The sequence below is a fragment of the Sphingobacterium sp. UBA5996 genome (assembly GCF_002429765.1).
Lineage (GTDB): Bacteria > Bacteroidota > Bacteroidia > Sphingobacteriales > Sphingobacteriaceae > Sphingobacterium.
In genome coordinates this window covers 141517-161382 of record NZ_DJAS01000017.1, presented here as the reverse complement: position 1 = coordinate 161382, position 19866 = coordinate 141517, and the positions used below count along the sequence as shown (strand labels likewise).

Annotated in this window: 12 protein-coding genes; 1 reads left to right on the top strand and 11 read right to left on the bottom strand. The window is 42.4% G+C overall.

Going from position 1 to position 19866, the window contains the following annotated elements; translation table 11 throughout:
• Positions 1 to 31: 31 nt before the first annotated feature.
• The 3 genes from B3E00_RS13610 to B3E00_RS13600 all read right to left on the bottom strand — a co-directional run bounded on the left by B3E00_RS13610 (position 32) and on the right by B3E00_RS13600 (position 6031).
• Positions 32 to 2611, bottom strand: a complete 2580-nt coding sequence (locus B3E00_RS13610) for an alpha-2-macroglobulin family protein (RefSeq protein WP_293938975.1) — start codon at positions 2609 to 2611, stop codon at positions 32 to 34.
• A 60-nt stretch (positions 2612 to 2671) separates the two neighbouring features.
• Complete coding sequence (locus B3E00_RS13605; protein ID WP_293938859.1) at positions 2672 to 3154, bottom strand: hypothetical protein; 483 nt, start codon at positions 3152 to 3154, stop codon at positions 2672 to 2674.
• 96 nt (positions 3155 to 3250) lie between these two features.
• Positions 3251 to 6031 (bottom strand): hypothetical protein, encoded by a 2781-nt coding sequence (locus B3E00_RS13600; RefSeq protein WP_293938857.1) that lies wholly within the window; start codon positions 6029 to 6031, stop codon positions 3251 to 3253.
• Positions 6032 to 6335: 304 nt separating this feature from the next.
• On the opposite strand from B3E00_RS13600, the gene B3E00_RS13595 reads away from it, so the two are divergent.
• Positions 6336 to 6833, top strand: a complete 498-nt coding sequence (locus tag B3E00_RS13595) for a DinB family protein (protein WP_209577969.1) — start codon at positions 6336 to 6338, stop codon at positions 6831 to 6833.
• Between the two features lie 82 nt (positions 6834 to 6915).
• Here the strand turns inward: B3E00_RS13595 and B3E00_RS13590 are convergent, their stop codons facing one another.
• The 8 genes from B3E00_RS13590 to B3E00_RS13555 all read right to left on the bottom strand — a co-directional run bounded on the left by B3E00_RS13590 (position 6916) and on the right by B3E00_RS13555 (position 19539).
• Positions 6916 to 7287, bottom strand: coding sequence for a hypothetical protein (locus tag B3E00_RS13590; protein ID WP_293938855.1), 372 nt, complete (start codon positions 7285 to 7287; stop codon positions 6916 to 6918).
• A 230-nt stretch (positions 7288 to 7517) separates the two neighbouring features.
• On the bottom strand, positions 7518 to 8444 hold the full coding sequence (locus B3E00_RS13585; RefSeq protein WP_293938853.1) for a 2-hydroxyacid dehydrogenase: 927 nt from the start codon (positions 8442 to 8444) through the stop codon (positions 7518 to 7520).
• 129 nt (positions 8445 to 8573) lie between these two features.
• Positions 8574 to 10286: a RagB/SusD family nutrient uptake outer membrane protein gene (locus B3E00_RS13580; RefSeq protein ID WP_293938852.1), complete on the bottom strand. Its 1713-nt coding sequence runs from the start codon at positions 10284 to 10286 to the stop codon at positions 8574 to 8576.
• Between the two features lie 39 nt (positions 10287 to 10325).
• Positions 10326 to 13334, bottom strand: a complete 3009-nt coding sequence (locus B3E00_RS13575; protein ID WP_293938850.1) for a SusC/RagA family TonB-linked outer membrane protein — start codon at positions 13332 to 13334, stop codon at positions 10326 to 10328.
• Between the two features lie 461 nt (positions 13335 to 13795).
• On the bottom strand, positions 13796 to 15802 hold the full coding sequence (locus tag B3E00_RS13570; protein ID WP_293938849.1) for a DUF2264 domain-containing protein: 2007 nt from the start codon (positions 15800 to 15802) through the stop codon (positions 13796 to 13798).
• A gap of 14 nt (positions 15803 to 15816) precedes the next feature.
• Complete coding sequence (locus B3E00_RS13565; protein ID WP_293938848.1) at positions 15817 to 17118, bottom strand: BNR repeat-containing protein; 1302 nt, start codon at positions 17116 to 17118, stop codon at positions 15817 to 15819.
• Positions 17119 to 17168: 50 nt separating this feature from the next.
• A complete protein-coding gene (locus B3E00_RS13560; protein ID WP_293938847.1) occupies positions 17169 to 18416 on the bottom strand; it encodes a DUF2264 domain-containing protein in 1248 nt (415 codons plus the stop codon).
• 7 nt (positions 18417 to 18423) lie between these two features.
• Positions 18424 to 19539, bottom strand: a complete 1116-nt coding sequence (locus tag B3E00_RS13555) for a glycoside hydrolase family 88 protein (protein WP_209577961.1) — start codon at positions 19537 to 19539, stop codon at positions 18424 to 18426.
• Positions 19540 to 19866: the final 327 nt, after the last annotated feature.

Genomic DNA, 19866 nt, shown 5'->3' with positions numbered 1-19866 from the left:
TGGTAGGTCCCCTTTTTTCTAAGTCATATCTTTATTCCACTACCACTTCTTTCATTTTCTCGTTCCCATAGTACATCGGGAAATACATCAATTCAGCCTTCGCGGGGTTAACTGTATAAGTTCCGCTATACCGAGGTAAAAGCTCGATCTCAAAGGTATGCGTACCTTTACCTAATTTATTGCAGAAAATAACAACACGATCCTTGAAATGCTCTCTATGCGCCTCGATTCGATAGTATCCATTGGTTTTGGTTTCATAAGAACATCCCGCCGGTATCGGAACTTCAATCTGCACATACTCCGCTTCACCAGTTAATGTTACGCTTGCTTCAAGTTTTACAGGCTTCCCTTCCTTGAGCGCCGCTACCGTAGCACCATTGTCCTTAAATCGTGTTGCCACAGCGAGGCCCTTTTCCTTTTCTACGGCAGGATCTGGATTCCAGAAATTTTGGTAGGCTGTCACAAAAGCCGGACCCGTCCCTTCTTTCCTGACTTTAATCTCTTCATCCGACTTAAAGCTTTGCGTATATGGAAATGTCGTGATACGTTTGCCATTGACAATCATTACTGGTGGTTGAAAAGTTTCTCCCGCCTTTAGCAAATCAGGCAGAATGCTTCGTATGATACGGGAAGATTCGTAGATATTATACCATTGATTTTGCTGCCGCTGCGCAAAAAAGTAATTACGGATATTTTCTAAATCCGAATCATGACCACCAATTGATTTTAAGACACCATAAGCCAACAGCGTATTCTCGGTATTGGTTTCCGTAGGTCGCATAAAAAATCCCCCTTTCTGATTCGTTGTAGCTCCAGAAGTCCAATATAGTCCCCCTAAGATAGCCTTTGAGGAATATTTAAGCACTGTATCTGCCGCATGTGAATCCTTAAGCCCCAGTTTTGAGATCAATAGATATTTCAACAGTTTGTCCTTAATGGTTTTACTTTTCAGTTTAGTATCAATTTCGAAGAAATAGCTTTTGTAATCTGTTTTAGGATCCAACCGGAGCAGATATATCAAGGAGCTAAACAAATTCTCTTTGGCCCCGTGAAGCTTATTTTTATCCACTAGAAGATCCAGCGAAGCCAAGCTGCTTTTCAATAGGGTCTTTTCACGTTCTGCATAGATCTCCGTATCAATTTCAACCTGGTATCCTGCTTCGCGGGCATCCAACAGTACCCCGACCACATAGTTGCTGATCCAAGTCACAGTTTCACTCTTGTTCCACCAGCCCCAGCCCTGATTGGAATTTTTGTTTTTCTGTAGCTCCTTCAGGAGCTCCTTTATTTTCTTATCCTCAGTAAAAGGTTTACGGATTAATTTAGCTAGCTCCTTTTTCGAAAGTAATGCACTTAATTTGGAAGCCATCTGCTCATTGCAGAGAAATTTGTAACGATCAATGAATTCGATTTCCCGTTGTAAAAATTCCAGTGAATTTGCTTCAGCATGGAAGGTTACTTCACCAAGCGACGGTGAAGTTTTCAGCACATACTCTGCCGTACCATTGAGCACTTTAAAATCTCCTTCATGTTGTTCAAGCCCCTTTTCAAAAATCGGAATGCTACGCTTTTCACCATCAAAATATCCGTTGGACAATCCGATCGAATAAGCAAGTTGGACGCTGTCCCCCTTATCGGCAATAACCGGTATAGGATCCCGATAGGACTTCGCAATTTTCAACCTTGCCTCCTGTGTTTTTAGCCCATTATTGATGGTACGCAAGAGCTGTAGGCTGTCGCTAAGATAATTAACAACCCGCCCCATGGCTGTAAACTGATCACCTCTGATGGCAAATCGCGGAGTCGCCAAATGTGCTGAAACAGCCTTAAACGATTTTATACTTAATTCTTTGCTGTCTGCAAAATTTTTCGCTCCCTTCGCTATAAAGAATGTCCGCCAATTGGTGATATCATCCGGATAGGTCGCTTCAAAATTGGCTTTTCCCTGGACATCGGTAGTGAGCTTTGGCTGCCAGAATGCATCATCACTAAAGTTCACACGCATCGTATTTCCAGATTCCAAATAGGGCATATCCGCCACGCCCTTCGATAATGCGGCAGTTCCAGCTTTCAGCTGAACCATCACCACACCATTGGCAGCACGAGCACCATACAAGGCAAGCATGGATTGGTCTTTAATCACATTAAATGAAGCAATGCTAGCAGGATCAATGCTTGATATATCACCCTCAAAAGGAACCCCATCTACCAAAATTAACGGCTTATCGCTAGGGGAAGGGCTCGCAGCTCCACGAATTCGAATTCCCGCTACCGCGCCCTGTAACATAGCTGTAGTCACGCCGTCCATCCGGACATCAATCGATTTCGCTGCCGCACGCAACGATTGCCTTTTTTGAACGCCATATCCCATAACGACCACTTCATCCAATTGATTTTCGCTTGGCTTTAACTCCACGAAATAATCTTTGCCACTGGAGACTTTAATCGTAGATGCAGTGTATCCTAAAGCAACAATCTCAAGTACAGTATTTTTGTCATCGGAGAGCTCAAGTTCCAAACTACCGTCAAAACTGGTAAAGTATTGCTTTTTCGTATCCCGATCACTCACTTTAGCCCCAATTAATGGCGTATCACCATCATAAACTAAGATCCTGGCGACCTTATTATTCTTTCTTTTCGCGCTAAAGCCTTCCCGGTCGATTTTTAAGCCCTACAGATCGTTTTCTTGTCCAGTCTGGATAGCATCCCGCAATGGATTCTCCACGGTACGTACAATAATTTCATCGCGTACAAGTTTGTAAGCTAACCGAGCTGCTTGGGATGTCTTAGTCCATTGGATAGCGTCTAGTTTCAAATAATTCATTCCATGGGCTTTGAGCTCGACTGGCAAACTAAAGGAAGTTGAATCATCCTTTACAATATGCAAAGCAACCTCGCCGACCGGAAGATCTTCAAACGTTCGATGTCCACCGTAAAAGAGCCTAAAGTACATCCGCTCTTCGACATTCGTCGGCTCGATAAAGATCAATGTAGGTCGAATGCTTTTTTGTGAAGCATCATTGCCCAACATTAAATTAAGTTTAAAACCAGCATCTTCACGTTCTCTTTTCACCGTAGCAAACTGTGCAAGTCCAGTACTGTTTTGCATCGTCTCCCTAAAACGCTGCTCGACATTTGCCTTGATATCCTCCACCGACCATACTTTCTCCCGAAAATCTAAACTTGGTTTATAATCATACAGATCCAGCCGGATAAGATTACCATCCCAGCTTTTTTGCTTTTGATAGTTTTAATAGATGCTATATTGATAGCCGCCCTCGATTTCAAACCGGCCAATTTTCGATGTATCCACCATAAGCGTACCTATTTTGGACACACCATTGTACATTTCTGTTCTTGGAAATGGCCCCGCCATCAGCGGAACGGGGACCTGTGTCCGCAACCGATTATTGTAAACGGTTCGCTGTACCGGATTGAGGTAATAGAGATCTCCAGCTGTTTGGATATATGCTGGTCGCTCGATCAGCACATTACTATTGGGTAATTGCCAGGCTCCAAAATTGTTGGTCACGGTGATCAACTGTCGCTTCAATTCGGCCACTTCTTTATCGAAAAGCTTACTCTGTTGCTCTTTTGGCAATCGAAGAACCGAAATATGGCCTTTTCTCCATGTTTTGTCGGGGTAATCAAAACCAATCGTATCTCGTGAAGCATTAAAGGACACAATCACCTTTTTCCCCTTTTCCACGTAATACCCCTCTACCCGAATGTCACGATCCTTGGTTCTAAACCTAAAATCATGCTGCCCTGGAGTAACCTCAAAAATAGTAGGATTATTTTGCTGATCTTGCTTCGCATAGTGCAGTACACCGTCTATCCAAACCAGATGAATCCCTTGTACAGCACCGTTTACCACGATGTAAGGGGATACCTGACTCTTAACAACATCGAGTGGACGAGACTCCTGAAAATAGACCTCTGGATATAAGAATTGATAAAAGGGAATTGTATCCAACTGCATTACTTTAGACCATTTCACCCAATCTTGCAGCGCTCCCTGATAAACTTTTTCATCATCATCCAAACTAACATGAAGATTTTGCTTGATCTCCGCCCTGCGCATCAGACCACCGACAGTAATCGTTGGCGCAGCGGCTGACTTAAACTTTGAGGTAAAACCATAGGCTGTAATATCGACATCTTTCAAGGGTTTACCCTCCTTATCCGTAACAGAAAGTTCGAACATAGCCTTCTGTCCTGGATATACTGTGGTAGCCGTGTTAACTTCCAAATTCAAATTTTTCTCCACATAGGGCAATTCCTCGCGAATAACTTTAGATCTTCCTCCAAAAAGGTAAGTGATCTCCAGGCTATACCCCTCTTTTCCACCGGCTAAAAATGCACGATTCAATTCGGTTTCATAGCCCGCAGCAATCATACGACCACCACGATGAACTTGATACCAAAATGGAATCCTAGCCGGGTTATCGACATGCAATAGCACCGAGTCCGCAGTGCGGTAAAATTTGTAATTCAGTTGTACCTGCTGCTGGTCCTCCAGATCAACACTTTTACTACAACCATTCGACTTAACAACAATTTCTTTGGCCTGCCAAGGTATTGAAACCAGATTAGGTAAACTTACATTTTCAGCCTTCAGCACTTCATCATGTTCTCCTAATATCTTGAGCTCAGCAGACGCTGGCTGCTCAATGCCCTTTTCAACATAGTTCAGCGCTGCATGTCCATCTTTGACAATAATACGGATTTCCTTTTCGCGGTTAAGTCTATTGAGATCAAGGCTTCGCTCTATTCTTTCATTATCCGAACTTAAATAAGTACCAATAACGCGAAAGGAAATGCCAATGTCAGGCGGAAAAATTGAATCCGGTAATACAATCTCCTTTTCTGCCACATCTGCAAGCGAAACACTTGTTTGCCATAAGGTATCTGGAATAAAATTGACCTTATTGGCTTTTAAATCATGCATCAAAACCGGACTAGCCACCACCTGTAAATCGACTTTCCCATCGTATATGGGCATTTCATTTTCATTTAATGCTTTTAGTTTCAGCCGCACGCTGTCTCCTTTGGCATAATCTGCCTTCTCAGAAGTCATCGTAAAACTTAGGCTTTTTAGTTCATAGTCTTCGTATCGGAAATGCTGTCGATGCAAGACTAGTTTGGTTTTTGGAGATTCCAAAGAAATCCAATAATTTCTATCCAGAATAAGGCCTAGTCCCTTCAAATCAAATGCAAAGTTATACATGCCCGGACGATAAGGCGCTAGGCGCGCCAAAACGGTATCCTTCGCATAACCATATCCTCCCGATAGACGTACGACAATAGAATCGCGATTGGGTTTCCATTTTGTTTTCTCGAGATACGCTTTAAATTTAACTTGCTCATTTGGTTTATACATCGGTTTATTAAAAACCATAAAACTTTCTGTACCACCAGTTTCTTTTTTATGAAAAATCCGCTGAATTTTAAACCGAGTTCTGAGCCAGCTGTTGCTGATTTTTTTCCATAATGACACCTTATCTTTATGGGGCCAGCCCCGTTCTACAGTCAGATAATGATAGACACCCTTATGTTCAATACTGACGATATCGTCACTATTTGCGTTGGCAGCTTTATAATAATGGAACTTCTTATCGAGTGACATGCGACGTCCGTTCACTTTTACTTGCGCGTCTTCTATAATCGTTCCCAAAGAATCGTATAGACAAATCGCAAAAGCTTTCGCAGGAATAATTTTGACATACGGGTTATCGCTGATCAACTCCCGATACATGAGATCTGCTCCATTAGCGCGGACCTGTACATAGTTACCAGGTGGTAACACCGGATTTGGGTCTCCAACCTTATATTTTACAACAAAATTGCTGAGCATAGCTTCATCGAATTTTATTCCATCCAAATGAATCTTTTTTAAAATCTCAGGGCTTAGCTTATAAATATAGTAGTCAGAAGAACCGCGTGGACTATCGAATAAGCTCGATTGTCCACAAAGTACAGAAGCATACAACACAGCTAAAAAGCATACTACAATTGATTTCCATTTCATGTATAAATACTGGCTAAATTCTTTTAAAAATAAATAAAATTACCTAAAGCCAAGCACTAGATTCTTTCATTCAGTACTTCAACTTTTGTGCAGGGATGCGGAGAATATCATTATTCCATAAATGAAGAAAAAATACAACATCAACCGCTCTTTAATCGAAGCTGCAACTTTAGTGTCTGAAGAAAAATCAACAGCGCCCGAACGGGGGCTGCGATTATGCTGACACACTCTTGTCACTCATTGGAGTTATCTTTGTTCATAACCCAGTGGGAAGTAGGATCAAATTTAAAATCATAATAAAAAAATGGATACGTTACAACAATTAAAAGCAGAGTTAGCGAATGAGTATCAAATTACAAGAAACTTTATCGCACTTTTTCCGGTTGGAAAGAATGAGTATGCACCACATCAGAAAAGTATGAAAATGATGCGTTTAGCAACGCACATAGTCGAGGTTTTTGAATGGCCTAGTACAGTTTTAAAAACCTCAGAACTTGATTTTGCCAAAGTTCCTTACGCCCCTACAAGCCTATCGACATCGGAAGATCTTTTAAAAAAATTGGACGAAGCATATGAAGCTGGGATAAATGCCTTAGAAAAAGCGCAAGAGGAAGACTTGAGTGAAAGCTGGGCAATTAAAAATGACGGCCATGTATTGGCAAGTTGGAGCAAATATGAGGCAATTCGTCACGCATTAAATCAGATTACACATCACAGGGCACAATTAGGCGTGTATTATAGGCTCAACGATATTCCTTTACCAGCGAGTTATGGACCCTCTGCGGATTCGCAGAATCTATAGGCCAAAAGTGCGTTGACCCAACCTACACTTTTGAAGGAAAGTGTAGGTTTTCTTCAAAAACTTCCAGTCTTCAAGCGGAGCATTACACCGCAACGAGGTCCTCATATTTTTCATCAAATTCTGAGCGCTTTCCTGAACATCCGCGAGCCGTTGAAAGTAATAGTGAATCTCCTGATGATAATCTGCAACCACTGATGTCACGCGTAATATTTTGGAGTAATACGATTGCATCTGAGACTTTATATTTCTTACCATCATAATCGAACTTTTTTACCTTTATTTCACCCTTACTAATTGCTTCAACTACATGTTGATCATTTTTCAAACTATTGAGTTCATAAAGCGCTTCAACTCTATTTTCGGCAAATAGTTCTTTAAACGATGGTTGGATCTGCTTTTGGGATAGCGGGGACGCACCCACTTCGTACGGGATGAGTATAGTCGTAAAAGTCATTGAATTTCTGATCAAACGCGTACCGATCTATCCGCTTTTCAAAATCCTCCGTAAATTCGGTTAAGGCTAAAGGTGATGGTATCTGCTCATACTGGATCGCCGAGAATAACCTATCAGAGATTAAAAAATAAAATCCATTTGCATTAAATCATCAGAAATCAGATCGCCAATGTATTCCACCAAATCTCGACCAAGCTTGCTATCGCAGAAATTGCTTAAAGCTCAAATTTCTAATACCCTTTTTCCAAAGAAACTTCATTGAGCAAAGGTCGCCCATCAGCCATTCTGCAATAATTATCCACCACCTGTAAGACGGACGAGCCTATATTTGTTCTACTCGCAACATGCGGAGTTATAATAATAGCGGGGCAGTCCCAAAACGGATGATCTTGCGGCAATGGCTCTTGATGAAATACATCAAGATAAGCTTCAGCAATGTTTTTCTCGGCAATTGCATGCAACAAATCATTTTCCACGAGATGGTCACCTCGGCCAACATTTATAAGGACAGTTCCTTTGGCGCACAAATTAAAAAGATTACGATCCAAAATACCGTAAGTAGCATCGGTTAATGGTAAAATATTGACGAGAAAATCCGCATTTTCTACCGCCAAACCCAGTCCTGCCGCTCCTGTAAGCGACGTTACTCCGGGAAAATTCTTTGTAGAGTTTGACCACCCTTTCACCTGGAAACCCAACCGAAACAACTGCTCAGCCACATACCCCCCGATCTCACCTAATCCTAATACCGTTATATTCGTTTCTCCAATTGATTTATACAACAAGGGACGCCAATGTTTATTTTCTTTTTCATCTATATACGTCGAAAAGTTCTTCATCGAATGCATTACACAGGTCAAAACATGCTCAAACATATCGCTTTTCAACATGGGATCAATAATCCGACAAATATGGAGATGAGATGGAATATTTTGGGGGAATAGGTGATCTATTCCGGCACCCCCAGACTGTATAACTTTTAGATTGGGAAAATAAGTATAATAATCCCCCTCAGGCTTCCAGCAAAGAGCAAATTCAACCTCGCTATAATTTTCAATATCAGGGAAGATCTCCACTTTCACTTCTGGCAAATACGTATTGATTTCGACCTTCCATTCCTCAGCCCTGCTTCGATTGAGGATTAACGCTATACTCATATCTTTTTTGTTTATACGAAAATAGCATTAATCCTAAAAAAAGGCAATGAGCTGATTCGAGAATCAGCCCATTGCCTGCAAATAGGGTCTTTCACCCCCCACAATAAACGTTTAATCCGCAAAAAAATACTATTTATAGCCCATATTTTGTTTCAGGTTGTCACCGTCTTTATTATTCAGCTGTATTTCACTTAAGGGGATAGGTAATAAAGCATTATAATCCTGAAAACCAGTTGTGATCTTATTTGCAGGTCCTGCATCCCCATTGCGTAAAATCCGCTCTTTCAGTTTATTGGTTCGAACTAAAGTCATCCGACGGTTCTCTTCTGAAATCAGTTCTCTGGCGCGTTCATCTAAGATAAAATCCACCGTTAAATCACTTGAGGCCACTTTGCCTAACTGATTATTACCAGACTCCGCACGTGCTGCTTTAAATGAGCGATCACGCAGCTTATTGATATCCTCTGCGGCACCTCCTGCATTTCCCTGACGCAAACGAGCTTCCGCGCGCAGCAAATAGGTTTCCCCAAATCTCATGACTGGCCAGTCTTTCACCAGCGCATAACCAAAATCATCGAGTGGATCATAACCACCCCATTTGGTTGGAAATGGATACCAGACTTCCAAACTATCGGTACGGAAAGGAACGACCTTATCTCCGGTTTTGATGACGATGTTTTTAGTTCCTGCACCTTTTGCAACCCGATAACCATCCGCATCAACACCAATTTCTGCAGTAAAATTTGGACGATTATAATTGGTTGTCCTCCGTATATTAAAATTGCTATTGCGGATATCGCCTTTCAGCCCTTTCCATACCGTATATTTCATAAAATTACTCAACCGTAAACGGCCATTTCCTCTACCACCCAGCGAATCAGCATTGACCATACCATCCCATTTATGGTAAGCCGGCTGCCATACCCTGCGTTGTTGTGGACTATCGGTCGTGCCGCCATTAACTTCACGATTATACTCCAACTCAAAAGTCCAGATGGCCTCGGTATTTCCCTGCCTGCGTCGCATATTTCCCTGACGAAACATATCCCTAAAGTAATCACCACCTTCGGCCAGGTATTTTCCATAACGTGCCTCAATCAACTTATAGTTACCACCATTGATAATAGCGGTTGCCATCGTTTCAGCTTGTGCAAAATAGCTTGCGTCGCGCATACCAATACGTAAAAAAGCTTCTGCAGCAAGCTGTCTCGCGATATCTTTATTGATTCGGCTAGGTGTGCTCGCTGTAGCAAGATCAGGGAGCTCTTTAACGGCATAATTCAAATCATCGGCGATAACCTTGTCGATTTCAGCAACAGCGGTTCGTGTATAGTTAAATGAAGGCACTTTAATTGAGCTGGTCAACAGAGGTACATCTCCCCACAATGTAACCAGCATATTATAGGCGTATGCGCGAAAAAATCGTGCTTCTGCAGCGGCCTTCGGATTGCTATCGCCTACTCCATCAATGATGAGGTTGGCATTATTAATAAATGCATAGCATTTTTCCCACAAGAAACTTACGCCGCCATTTTCTGAATTGAGATCGGCATATTGGTAAAAAGGATTCTCAACGCCCTCTGTCGATCCAGCACTCGTAATATCTGTCCCGATCTGCCAACAGGAAAGAAATCCTTGCCTGCCACTGTAGCCCCAAAGCTGGGCAAAGTTATAATGTAAGCCCAGCAACCTGTTCTCCACTGTCGTCGGATCAACATTCGTTGCATCGTAATTAGAATAGGGTTTCTCGTCCAAATAGCCTTTACCACAAGAGCCGGCCCCTACGGATAACAAAGCCAATATGGAAAATAAGGTGGTATAATTGTTAATCGTCTTTTTCATGTGTATGTAATTGATTTTTGAAAAATAAATGTCTAAGCATTAAAAACTAAGGTTAATGCCTAAAACATACGTCCTCACCATTGGATAGTTAATTGCATCATTCGTGGATCCCCTTGTAATATCGCGAGCCTCCGGATCCCAGCCTAGCCAATTGGTCCAGGTATACAGATTTCGACCGCTCGCATATACTGTCAGCCCCTGAACACCAATTTTTTCGACAAGTGGTTGTGGCATTGTATAACTTAAAGTTACATCTTTCAAACGGGTGAAACTGGCATTAGAAGGGAATCCATATCCATGAACATTGGAGTGATTCCCCAGCGAACGCCATTCATTACTTTTGTTTTCCGGCGTCCAATATCCAAGGGCCGCAGGCGTGCTTCGACGTCCCATCTCGTCCGAGGCGGCGCCAATTTGCGGATTATTACGCAATGCTCCTTGTACAGTATTGATAAAAACATTTAAGGTGAATGCTTTATAAGTGAACGTATTGGTTAAACCTGCAGTCCATTTCGGTGCTGTCTGCCCAAGAACAGATCGATCACCGTCATCAATCTTTCCATCGGCATTTAGATCTGCCAATTTAAGGTCGCCCGCTTGCGCAGCATCATCCCATGCCTTGTTCGCTCCAGATGCAATCTCATCCGCCTGCCAGATCCCCACTTTCGTATAATCATAGATGACTCCTATGGGCTGTCCAATAAACCACCTATTGCCCAAGTCGTCTTTCCCGTTGCCATATACTTCTGTGATCTTATTTTTATTACGGGAAAAAACCAATGTACTCGACCAGTTAAATTGATCTTTTACGATATTTTTAGTGTTTAATGTCAGGTCGATGCCTTTATTCTCAATTTTACCAATATTCGAATATACTGAAGCAAAACCAGTTAGCTTGGGTAGACGTTGTTCAAGAAGTAGATCATAGGTACTGGATTTGTACATATCAATACTACCTGAGACCCGATTATTGAATAATCCAAAGTCAACACCTGTATTGAACCCCTTTGTTTTTTCCCATTGCAGATCATAATTCCCCATCAAGGTTCGGATCGTTAAGGCCGTATTTGACAAGCCATTCATTGCCATTGGACTTGAATCCATTAAAAATTGGGTGCGATAAACAGGGATCGCTTCATTTCCAGAAAGACCATAAGAAATACGCCATTTTAAATTACTGACAATCTGTTTGGCATTTTGCATAAAGGATTCGTTATGCAAATTCCACGCTACTGCTGCCGATGGGAAAGCACCATACTTGTTGTTTCTGCCAAAAACGGATGCGCCATCCCGGCGAACGGTCAAGGTCAGCATATAACGACTATCGTACGCATAATTTAAACGACCCATTTGCGAAATTGTACGGTATAAATCTGCAATCGAAGAAACCTTCTGTGTTGACGCCGCACCCAGATTTCCCCAACCAAGTGCATCATTGGGAAATACCTCGCCTGTTGCAATTGCCTGTTGCCAATATTTGCTTTTTGCCGCATATAGTCCAGTGAAGTCAATATGGTGCTTACCAAAGTTCTTGGTATAGGTCAATATATTTTCTAAGGTATAAGTCTGTGTTTCATTATTGGTTATACGTCCAAGACCAGCAAAATTATACACCGACTCACCTTCGTATTCATTGTTTCTAACCGGCACAAAGGAATACCCTGCATTCAACTTATATTTCAACCCTGCTAATGGCTTGTACAATTCACCAAAATTTAAATCGGCATAGCCATTCAGGCTAATGTTGAATTGCCGGCGCTGTGGATCTAAGGTTGTTGGCAACAAAGGATTGGACCACAGTTGCTCAGAGTACATCGGGTATTGTGTTAAAGAGCCATCCTCATTATACATTCTCGCGTAGGGACTCATTGCCGCAGCCTGCAACAAATTAGCCCGGCCGCCATCTCTATTGTGTGCAACGATAAAGGAGGACGTACCCACCGAAAGGTATTTGGTGGCCTTAAAATCGGTATTTGTCCGAAAAGAGTAACGTTTGTAATTGTAACCCAACAAAACTCCTTTTTCATTTAAATAATCGCCCGACACAAAATATTTGGCATTTTCACTACCGCCCGATAAACTGACGTTGTGGTTTTGTATGACGCCAGTCTGCATCACCGCATCCAGCCAATCCGTCGTTACGCCATTTTTATAATTGTCATATTCGTATTGATTGCGCACCGGACCGCCATTGTACAAACTCGTGTTGGTGATACGGGCATATTCCGCATAACGCTTTAACAGTTCCTCGCCAGAAACAGGTTCGAGGATATGCGCTACATGCTCTACCCCACCATAGCCACTGTAACGAATGGACGGTTTACCGGTTGTTCCTCTCTTTGTGGTAATCAATATCACACCGTTCGAACCATTTACACCATAAATAGCCACAGCGGAAGGATCTTTCAGGATTTCGACAGATTCAATATCATTGGGATTGATGTCATTAATAGAGCCATCTGTTTTTGTCAATGGAATTCCATCCACAACAATAAAAGGCTCCGTTGTTGCACTAAGCGAATTTCTTCCTCTTACCTGCACCGAGGGCGCATCACCAGGAATGGATGATGCCTGGGATACCGTCACATTAGACACCGCACCCTGAATGGCCTGCATGACATTGTTCACAGGAATCTTTGATAGACGGTCTTTAGGAACTGAAGCGACCGAACCGGTTATATCCGATCGTTTCTGACTACCATAACCCACCACCACAAGCTCTTCCAGCACATTTTCTGCAGGTACCAGTGCAACGTCCAGATTGGCCTGCTGCCCTATCGTGATTTGCTTCTCTTTAAAGCCAACGGATGTGATGATCAAGGTGCTACCTGGAGATGCCTGAATTGAAAAATTCCCCTGCCCATTCGTTTGCACAGTTTCCGCACCGCCTTTTACACGAATGGTAACACCTGCAATTCCCTTTCCCGAGGTATCTTTAATAACCCCTTTCACATTTGCACTCTGCCCGTAACTGGACATGGCTATCAGAAAAAGGCTGTTCAATAAAATGCCCTTTTTTGAATATCGGTTATAATAATGTTTTAACATAATTTATTAATAAATGATTTGGTTAGTTTTTCATATTCTACGTGCTTCTGGAATCAACCCAGCAATGCCAGAATGTCCAATGGATACTCTTATCAAGTTGAATTCATAGCCTGTCGTTTATAATTGGTGTCCTTGTTTCCTGCGAAAAATAGTGCGCTAACTTTTGAAAGAAACAAGTGAATAATTCGTCCAACATTGTTTTGGACCCAAGACAAAAGTAGCTTTGAAGCGAGATTTTGGTGTTTGATTTTAGTTCAATTGAGTTGAAATTCGCTTCAAAATGCTGAAAAATCGATATTCAACAACAATAAACCAATTCAATTACGATGCGATAGCCTAATCACCCAAGCTTAAAAAGCCACGGCTATCGGAAACACAGGCGATAAGAGTAGCCTTCTTAGAGCATAAAAAAAGGTTGCCATTTTTTTGGCAACCCTTGTACACTTTATAGCTACTGTTTGTTAAATGCGCGTAGGAAAGATGTAGTTCTCTCCGTTACGCCAGCGAATCTCCACTTTCTTATCCGTTGCTTTCACTTGTGGAAAAAGCTCTTCATTTGTCCATTTTTCTCCCGATTTCTTCCACAGCTGCAAGGTGACATACCATTGTCCTAGCGGCTTTTCTCCACCTACAAAACAATTTAATACAGCACTCTCTTGCGCTACAGGATGAAGTCCTTGGCAACTTAAGCTTTCCATCCCCTCCCAACCCATGAGCCTTACCATAGCCAATTGGTATTGCCCATTATCTAAAATCATCGCCTCATTGCCGTTATACTCCATTTTTTCTGAATGGATAGGATGATCCTTCCATTTTGGGAGGGCATAATGCCCCAGCCGCAAGGCCAAAGGCTTTTCGGAAAGTAATTGATCACATCTCAAAATTCCATTTGCTATTGTCCGTTCTGCCAAGAATAGATGTATACTCGTATCCGAAGCCAAGGTCGCCGTACGGCGATAAACTCCCTCCTCGTACCCGCTAAATTGATACATCCGAAGTGATTCCCACTGGGCAGGTTGGGTCTGAAAAGTATAATTCATTGAAATTTCCCCGTTCTTCCCATCGGCCTGCCAAGGAAAAGCACTATTATAGGAAAGCTTATTGTAATTTTCCGTCCCTTGATAATAGCCGATGTCCCTACTGGTATTCCAAGATCGGATTTCGGAGGCACCGATGCTATCATAATCAGTGATCAACATTTGTGCCCCCTCTATATAGGTATTCAGCACCTTCGCATTTGGAATCTGACGATTCCAGGCACCCTGATTTTCTGAAGCAGTCCAAAAACTGCTATTTTCCGGAACCAAAAGACCTAAAAAGAATTTCCCCAGCCAATATGCACTTCCCCGGCAACTATACTCCTGTACCGCAGGATCAAAAGCGCCATAAAAGCCCAGGTTGGGAATACCATCCGAAAGAAAATCCGGATGCTCTAAAAATTGCAACAAAGTACCCGAAGCAATTCTCCGCATCCAACCATAATTGATGGAAGGATCATCCAATAACCCCAATAATGGAAAGGGTACTGCGGCCCCCATACGATACGAAATACTACGGCCCCACATAATCATTTCACCATTACGGCTAAATAAATAGGGATAACTTTTCACCACATCATGCAAATTCGATTTGAATTTTGCAGCAAGTTCAGGGTACATCGTCGCACCATAATTAGCGGCCCAAAGCGATCCATACAGCTGAAAAGCCCACATACTGTAGTAATCGTAGTAAGGACTGTCATTATACCAGCCATCGCCCCTATAATCTTGAAGACATTTTTCCAATAAATCCTTCAGGTAATCCTCCCGAACAGGGTAACCTCTACTTTTAAAAAAGCTTAAAATCATAATATTGAAAAATCGCCAATTCATCTGTATCGTTGGTCCATTACCATAACTCAGCATGGTTTGTGCGAGTTCATTTTTAGTATGTTGTGGCAACGGATCCCAAAGCACTTCAGGCGCTGCCATTAGCGCCACAGCCAAATCTCCAAATTCGACCAGCTTTTGACTCGGCCCGCCTTTTTCTGGAAGTGGGGCAATATAGCTTTCGGAGCCCTTATGTAATAGCAGTTCCAGTTGATGCCTATAATAATCTGCTACGCGAATACCACGGATCTCGTAGTCGGCATTTTTCTTTAAAAGCGGCACAGCGATGAAAAGCGTACGGCAAAGCCCCTCTAATCGTTCTGTTTCATTGTGCACGCCATCTCTAGGGTAGCTACGTCCAGGCTGCTTGGGAAATAACATCGGGCTATTTAAGTCGCTAACGACAGAAAATGCCCCTTCCAACAGATAGGATGCAGCATCCATCCAATGTTGGCGTGTTAGTCCAGTGTAAGGACTTTTTTTAAAATCTGGATTTTTCAGTTCGAAAACTGAACTATTCTGGCTCAGAGCAGTTGCTGCGAATCCAAGAAAAACGCAGCTAAACACCAGCAGTCTAAGTAGGCCCTGTTTTATTTTCATGTTGCTTAATGTTATCATTTTCTTCTCCCTTTGTCGCGCCATTCCAGCACTTTTACTGCTGTCGGATCCGTTTCTGCTAACCCCTCCCCATCTTTTTGTACCGTAGCCTGTACGAATAGCGCAATTTTCCGTTTCTTTCGCCACAACTCAGTATCGTAAGTTGGTTCCCACGCTCCTACAGATTCTTGACAAAGATCAGTAATCCTCGGCGATTCTTGCTGCATACCCTGTAACGTCAAAATCGAAGGCCGGCTGCCCCTTTCCTGATCACGAAAGATCAATGTTAATGCAATCTTCTTATCCTTACCCCGAACCAATAGCTGTGGTCTTGCAATAGGAATCTCCTTTGTACCACCACCACTTAAGCTAAATGGGGTTTTTCTAAAATCAAAAGATCGAACCTTCCATTGACCATCCTGTAAATAAATAACTTTATATTGCGGAATGTCAGATGCTGGAGCACGCCAGTAAGTAGTAATGAAAGGATTCCCGCTATCGTCAGCAGCGATTGATGTTTGATTGATTAATTCGTGCCGTTCCGGAATCCGGGCAGCATACTCTGCTGTAGATGCTTTCATGGGCAGGTCATATCTTATTCCGTCGCTTCGCTCCCATGTCAATCCGCCATCCTTTGAACAAGCATAAGCCATATCATGATTGCTCGCTACATTTGGACTTTCACGCCAAACCCAAGAGAGGTGTATCGTTCCGTGGTTATCGACATAACTTTGCCAATAAGCATTTCTCTTTCCCTCCCCATCAATCAAATTGCTATGGATACGTTTCCATTGCTGCTGTTTACTATCGTACGTATTCACCACAAGGTTGCCATTCCCGGATCCACCATCCCGATATAAAAATAACAGCTCACCATTGGGCAGTTTTAAGAATTCGGGATAAGTCACCCGGCTTTCATTTTGACCGACCATAATCTGCTCATCACCGAGTACAAGACTATTCGGATGGATAGATCGCGCATAGCGCAATCGACTATTATGCTGATCCCAGCACACGTGCAGATATCCTTCCTGATCCACCATGATGCTGATCACATTATGCGCATCTTTGGCATTGCCGGTATAACCTGAGCGACGCAGCTGCCAAAGTTTACCGGATAGTAGGCGTCGCCCTAATACAACATATCCCTGCCCATCGTAATAGGCTATATATTGATATTTGCCGTTGCTGGTTAGGGAATTTTTCCGAAATACAGCGGTGTTGACCGTATTCTTAGCCCATCCGTTTCCGGCTATTGTTTCCTTAATTTCTTGTCCTTGCACTGCACAAAGAATCAAGAGGAATGAAGCGCACATCATTCCTATTCTACATATTTGAATCCGATATCTTTTCATTAACAGCCACTATCTTAGTGAATAGCTTTACTATAGTCCTTACTCCAATCCTGACCCGACCAAATTCGCTTGGCACTCCAGTCCTCAACTTCACTTGTCCAGAAAGGATCTTCATCAGACAAGCCTAAAGGCAAGAAAATAACCGAACAGAGATAAGGGCTACCCTGATTATTATACGAATCTGCCAGGCCAGGCTGGCTACCATACAGGCCCAATGTCAACCAGCCATTTTGGTAGGTACTTGGATTTTCTGTTGTCTTTTTCAACACAGCAGACAGCGCACCCCGCACCTGCCCGTTGGTTAGTTCTTGAGGAAGTCGTTTCTTGAATGCCATGTCGGCTAAGTGATGAAAGGCTGCAGCACGATAAATTACGGATCTTCCTGTTGGTGGAAAACTACCATCTGCATTGATTAAGCGCTCTTGGATGATGGCATATCGCTCATTACGAAGGCTGATTTTAGCAAACATGCTATCGTAATGTTTGGTCTTCAATTGAATGATGTCCATGATGCCGGCCAAAAAAGGATGAATGACATAACTATTGTAGTAATCAAAAGCATAATGCGGACCATCCATATACATACCATCTCCGACATACCATTGCTCTAATTGCTGCAGGGCATAGTCCACACGCATTACATCCCAATCGGTAGAATATTGAGCTAAAAAAGCTTCGTTCATCGCCGAAAATAGCAGCCAATTCGAATAGGCAGGCCGAAATTGACGCGTTATCTTGATCGATGCAATCAAATTTTTTCTAGTTTGCTCATCAATGTGATCCCACAGCCATGGACTCCGGATAAAACCTAAAGCAATGAAAGATGCATCTACAAGCTGTTGTCCGCCCAGATCAAAACGCATAAAATCTCGCGCATTACTATCCAACGCATTTTTTAGTCCCTGAACAGTCCATGCTCTGTATTGATCGCGGAGCTTTCTTTCTGCTTTGGACCCTCCATCCAATGAAAGCCACGGACCAATACCGGACAATACCCTTCCCAAAACCTCAACGTACTGCACTTTAATCCGATGCGCTCTGTTATCCACCTGCGTGGATGTCATCTGAGGCATATTTAATCGAAGACTGTCATGTGCTAAACTCCTTAATACGGGCCGCAGCATGCGATCCATTTCTTGGAGCCAGAACGTTCTACTTGCCTCATCAGGCACAGTAGACGTTTTTTTTACAGTTTGCCCCTGAACAGATTGACCTGCCCACAGCAAAAGGAAGAAAAATACAACTTGATTTATCATCTTCATACATCACTTATTTTTTATTCAGATAACGGTACATCTCTGTTCCGGCCAATAAGAATGCACCGACACCAAATGGAGCAGTAGAATTAGCATCCACAACCTGTCCGGGAATAGCTTTCTCACCGATAGGCTGTACATATCCAATTCTTCCGTCAGCTTGCAGCGAAATTTCACTGAGGTAGTTCCATCCCTTAAGCGCCGCTTTAGAAAACTTCGGATCAATGAGTATTCCCTGGTTGAGTCCCCAAAGTAAACCATAGGTAAAAAAAGCCGTACCGCTTGTCTCCCGCCCAGGAGCATGTTCAGGATCCAGCATACTTCGCGTCCAAAACCCTTCCTCTTGCTGGCAGCTCACGATTGCATGTGCCATTTTTTTGAACCTTTCATGGTAATAATGGTAATGCTTATCCGCTTTGGGTAAATCTTGCAGAACCTTTGCCAAGGCTGCAAACACCCAACCATCACCCCGCGCCCAAAAATCTTTCTTGCCGTGGAGGCTCTGGTGTTTGGGATAGACATATTTGGCATCGCGATAATATAAATGCTCATCCTGATCGAACATAATACTATCTGCGTAGCGCAAATAGGTATACATTTTATCAAGATAGCGTGGATCTTGCGTCAATTTATACATCTTGGTCATCACCGGCATGACCATATACAAACCATCAGCCCACCACCAATAATCTGTATTGGGTGTATGAATCTGATAGTGCATAACTTCTTTAGCACGCGCTATCTTTTCGGGACTTGGCGACAAATTATAAAGATCAATATAGGTCTGGAAACAAATCTGCCAATCTCCAAAAAGAACATAATCATCCGTTTCACCATAACTATATTTCCACTCTTGTTTGTTGGTTGATTTCGCACCTTTCCAATCATTGAATTTGGCCCAGTCCTCAGAATATTTCAGATCACTTTTTGAATTGGAAATCTTATAGAATTCCATATTTCCAGTATGGTAAGCTGCCTGATCCCAAAATGCCCAAACTTGTGGCTTGTGATGAGATTGCCAATAATCGTTTGCACTTTTGAGTTGAGAAAGGACAACTTCTTTTTTTAGTTTCTGTCCAAAAGAAAAATGTCCTATAAGTAATAGGCATAAAATAAAGTTGATACGCATGTCTTGAGATTTATAAATTTGATCCCCAACCGGGATAAACAAAGCTACCACAAATCGATTTTGTAGATGTTTGAATAAAGACTAATCATGACCTAAAATGGGATCATTTTGCGTCTAGAAGGTCTAAAAATCGCGTAGAGTAGCTTCAGATTCAATAAACGTACAATATACACTTATTTAAAAAACATTTGTATCTTTAATCCGTATAAACCTAAAAATTTTCAGTTGGATTCCCGCTTTCGTCCAGTGACACAGCTATCTAGGAGCGAAAGGACATACTGCCGCCCGCTTCTGTCAATGAAGCACAGCAGCTATTGATGGATAAGA

Coding starts and splice junctions, on each gene's coding strand:
- B3E00_RS13555 (WP_209577961.1), bottom strand. CDS start 19,539: ATGCGTATCAACTTTATTTTATGCCTATTACTTATAGGACATTTTTCT.
- B3E00_RS13585 (WP_293938853.1), bottom strand. CDS start 8,444: ATGAGTATAGCGTTAATCCTCAATCGAAGCAGGGCTGAGGAATGGAAG.
- B3E00_RS13590 (WP_293938855.1), bottom strand. CDS start 7,287: ATGACTTTTACGACTATACTCATCCCGTACGAAGTGGGTGCGTCCCCG.
- B3E00_RS13565 (WP_293938848.1), bottom strand. CDS start 17,118: ATGATGTGCGCTTCATTCCTCTTGATTCTTTGTGCAGTGCAAGGACAA.
- B3E00_RS13600 (WP_293938857.1), bottom strand. CDS start 6,031: ATGAAATGGAAATCAATTGTAGTATGCTTTTTAGCTGTGTTGTATGCT.
- B3E00_RS13560 (WP_293938847.1), bottom strand. CDS start 18,416: ATGAAGATGATAAATCAAGTTGTATTTTTCTTCCTTTTGCTGTGGGCA.
- B3E00_RS13580 (WP_293938852.1), bottom strand. CDS start 10,286: ATGAAAAAGACGATTAACAATTATACCACCTTATTTTCCATATTGGCT.
- B3E00_RS13570 (WP_293938849.1), bottom strand. CDS start 15,802: ATGAAAATAAAACAGGGCCTACTTAGACTGCTGGTGTTTAGCTGCGTT.
- B3E00_RS13595 (WP_209577969.1), top strand. CDS start 6,336: ATGGATACGTTACAACAATTAAAAGCAGAGTTAGCGAATGAGTATCAA.
- B3E00_RS13575 (WP_293938850.1), bottom strand. CDS start 13,334: ATGTTAAAACATTATTATAACCGATATTCAAAAAAGGGCATTTTATTG.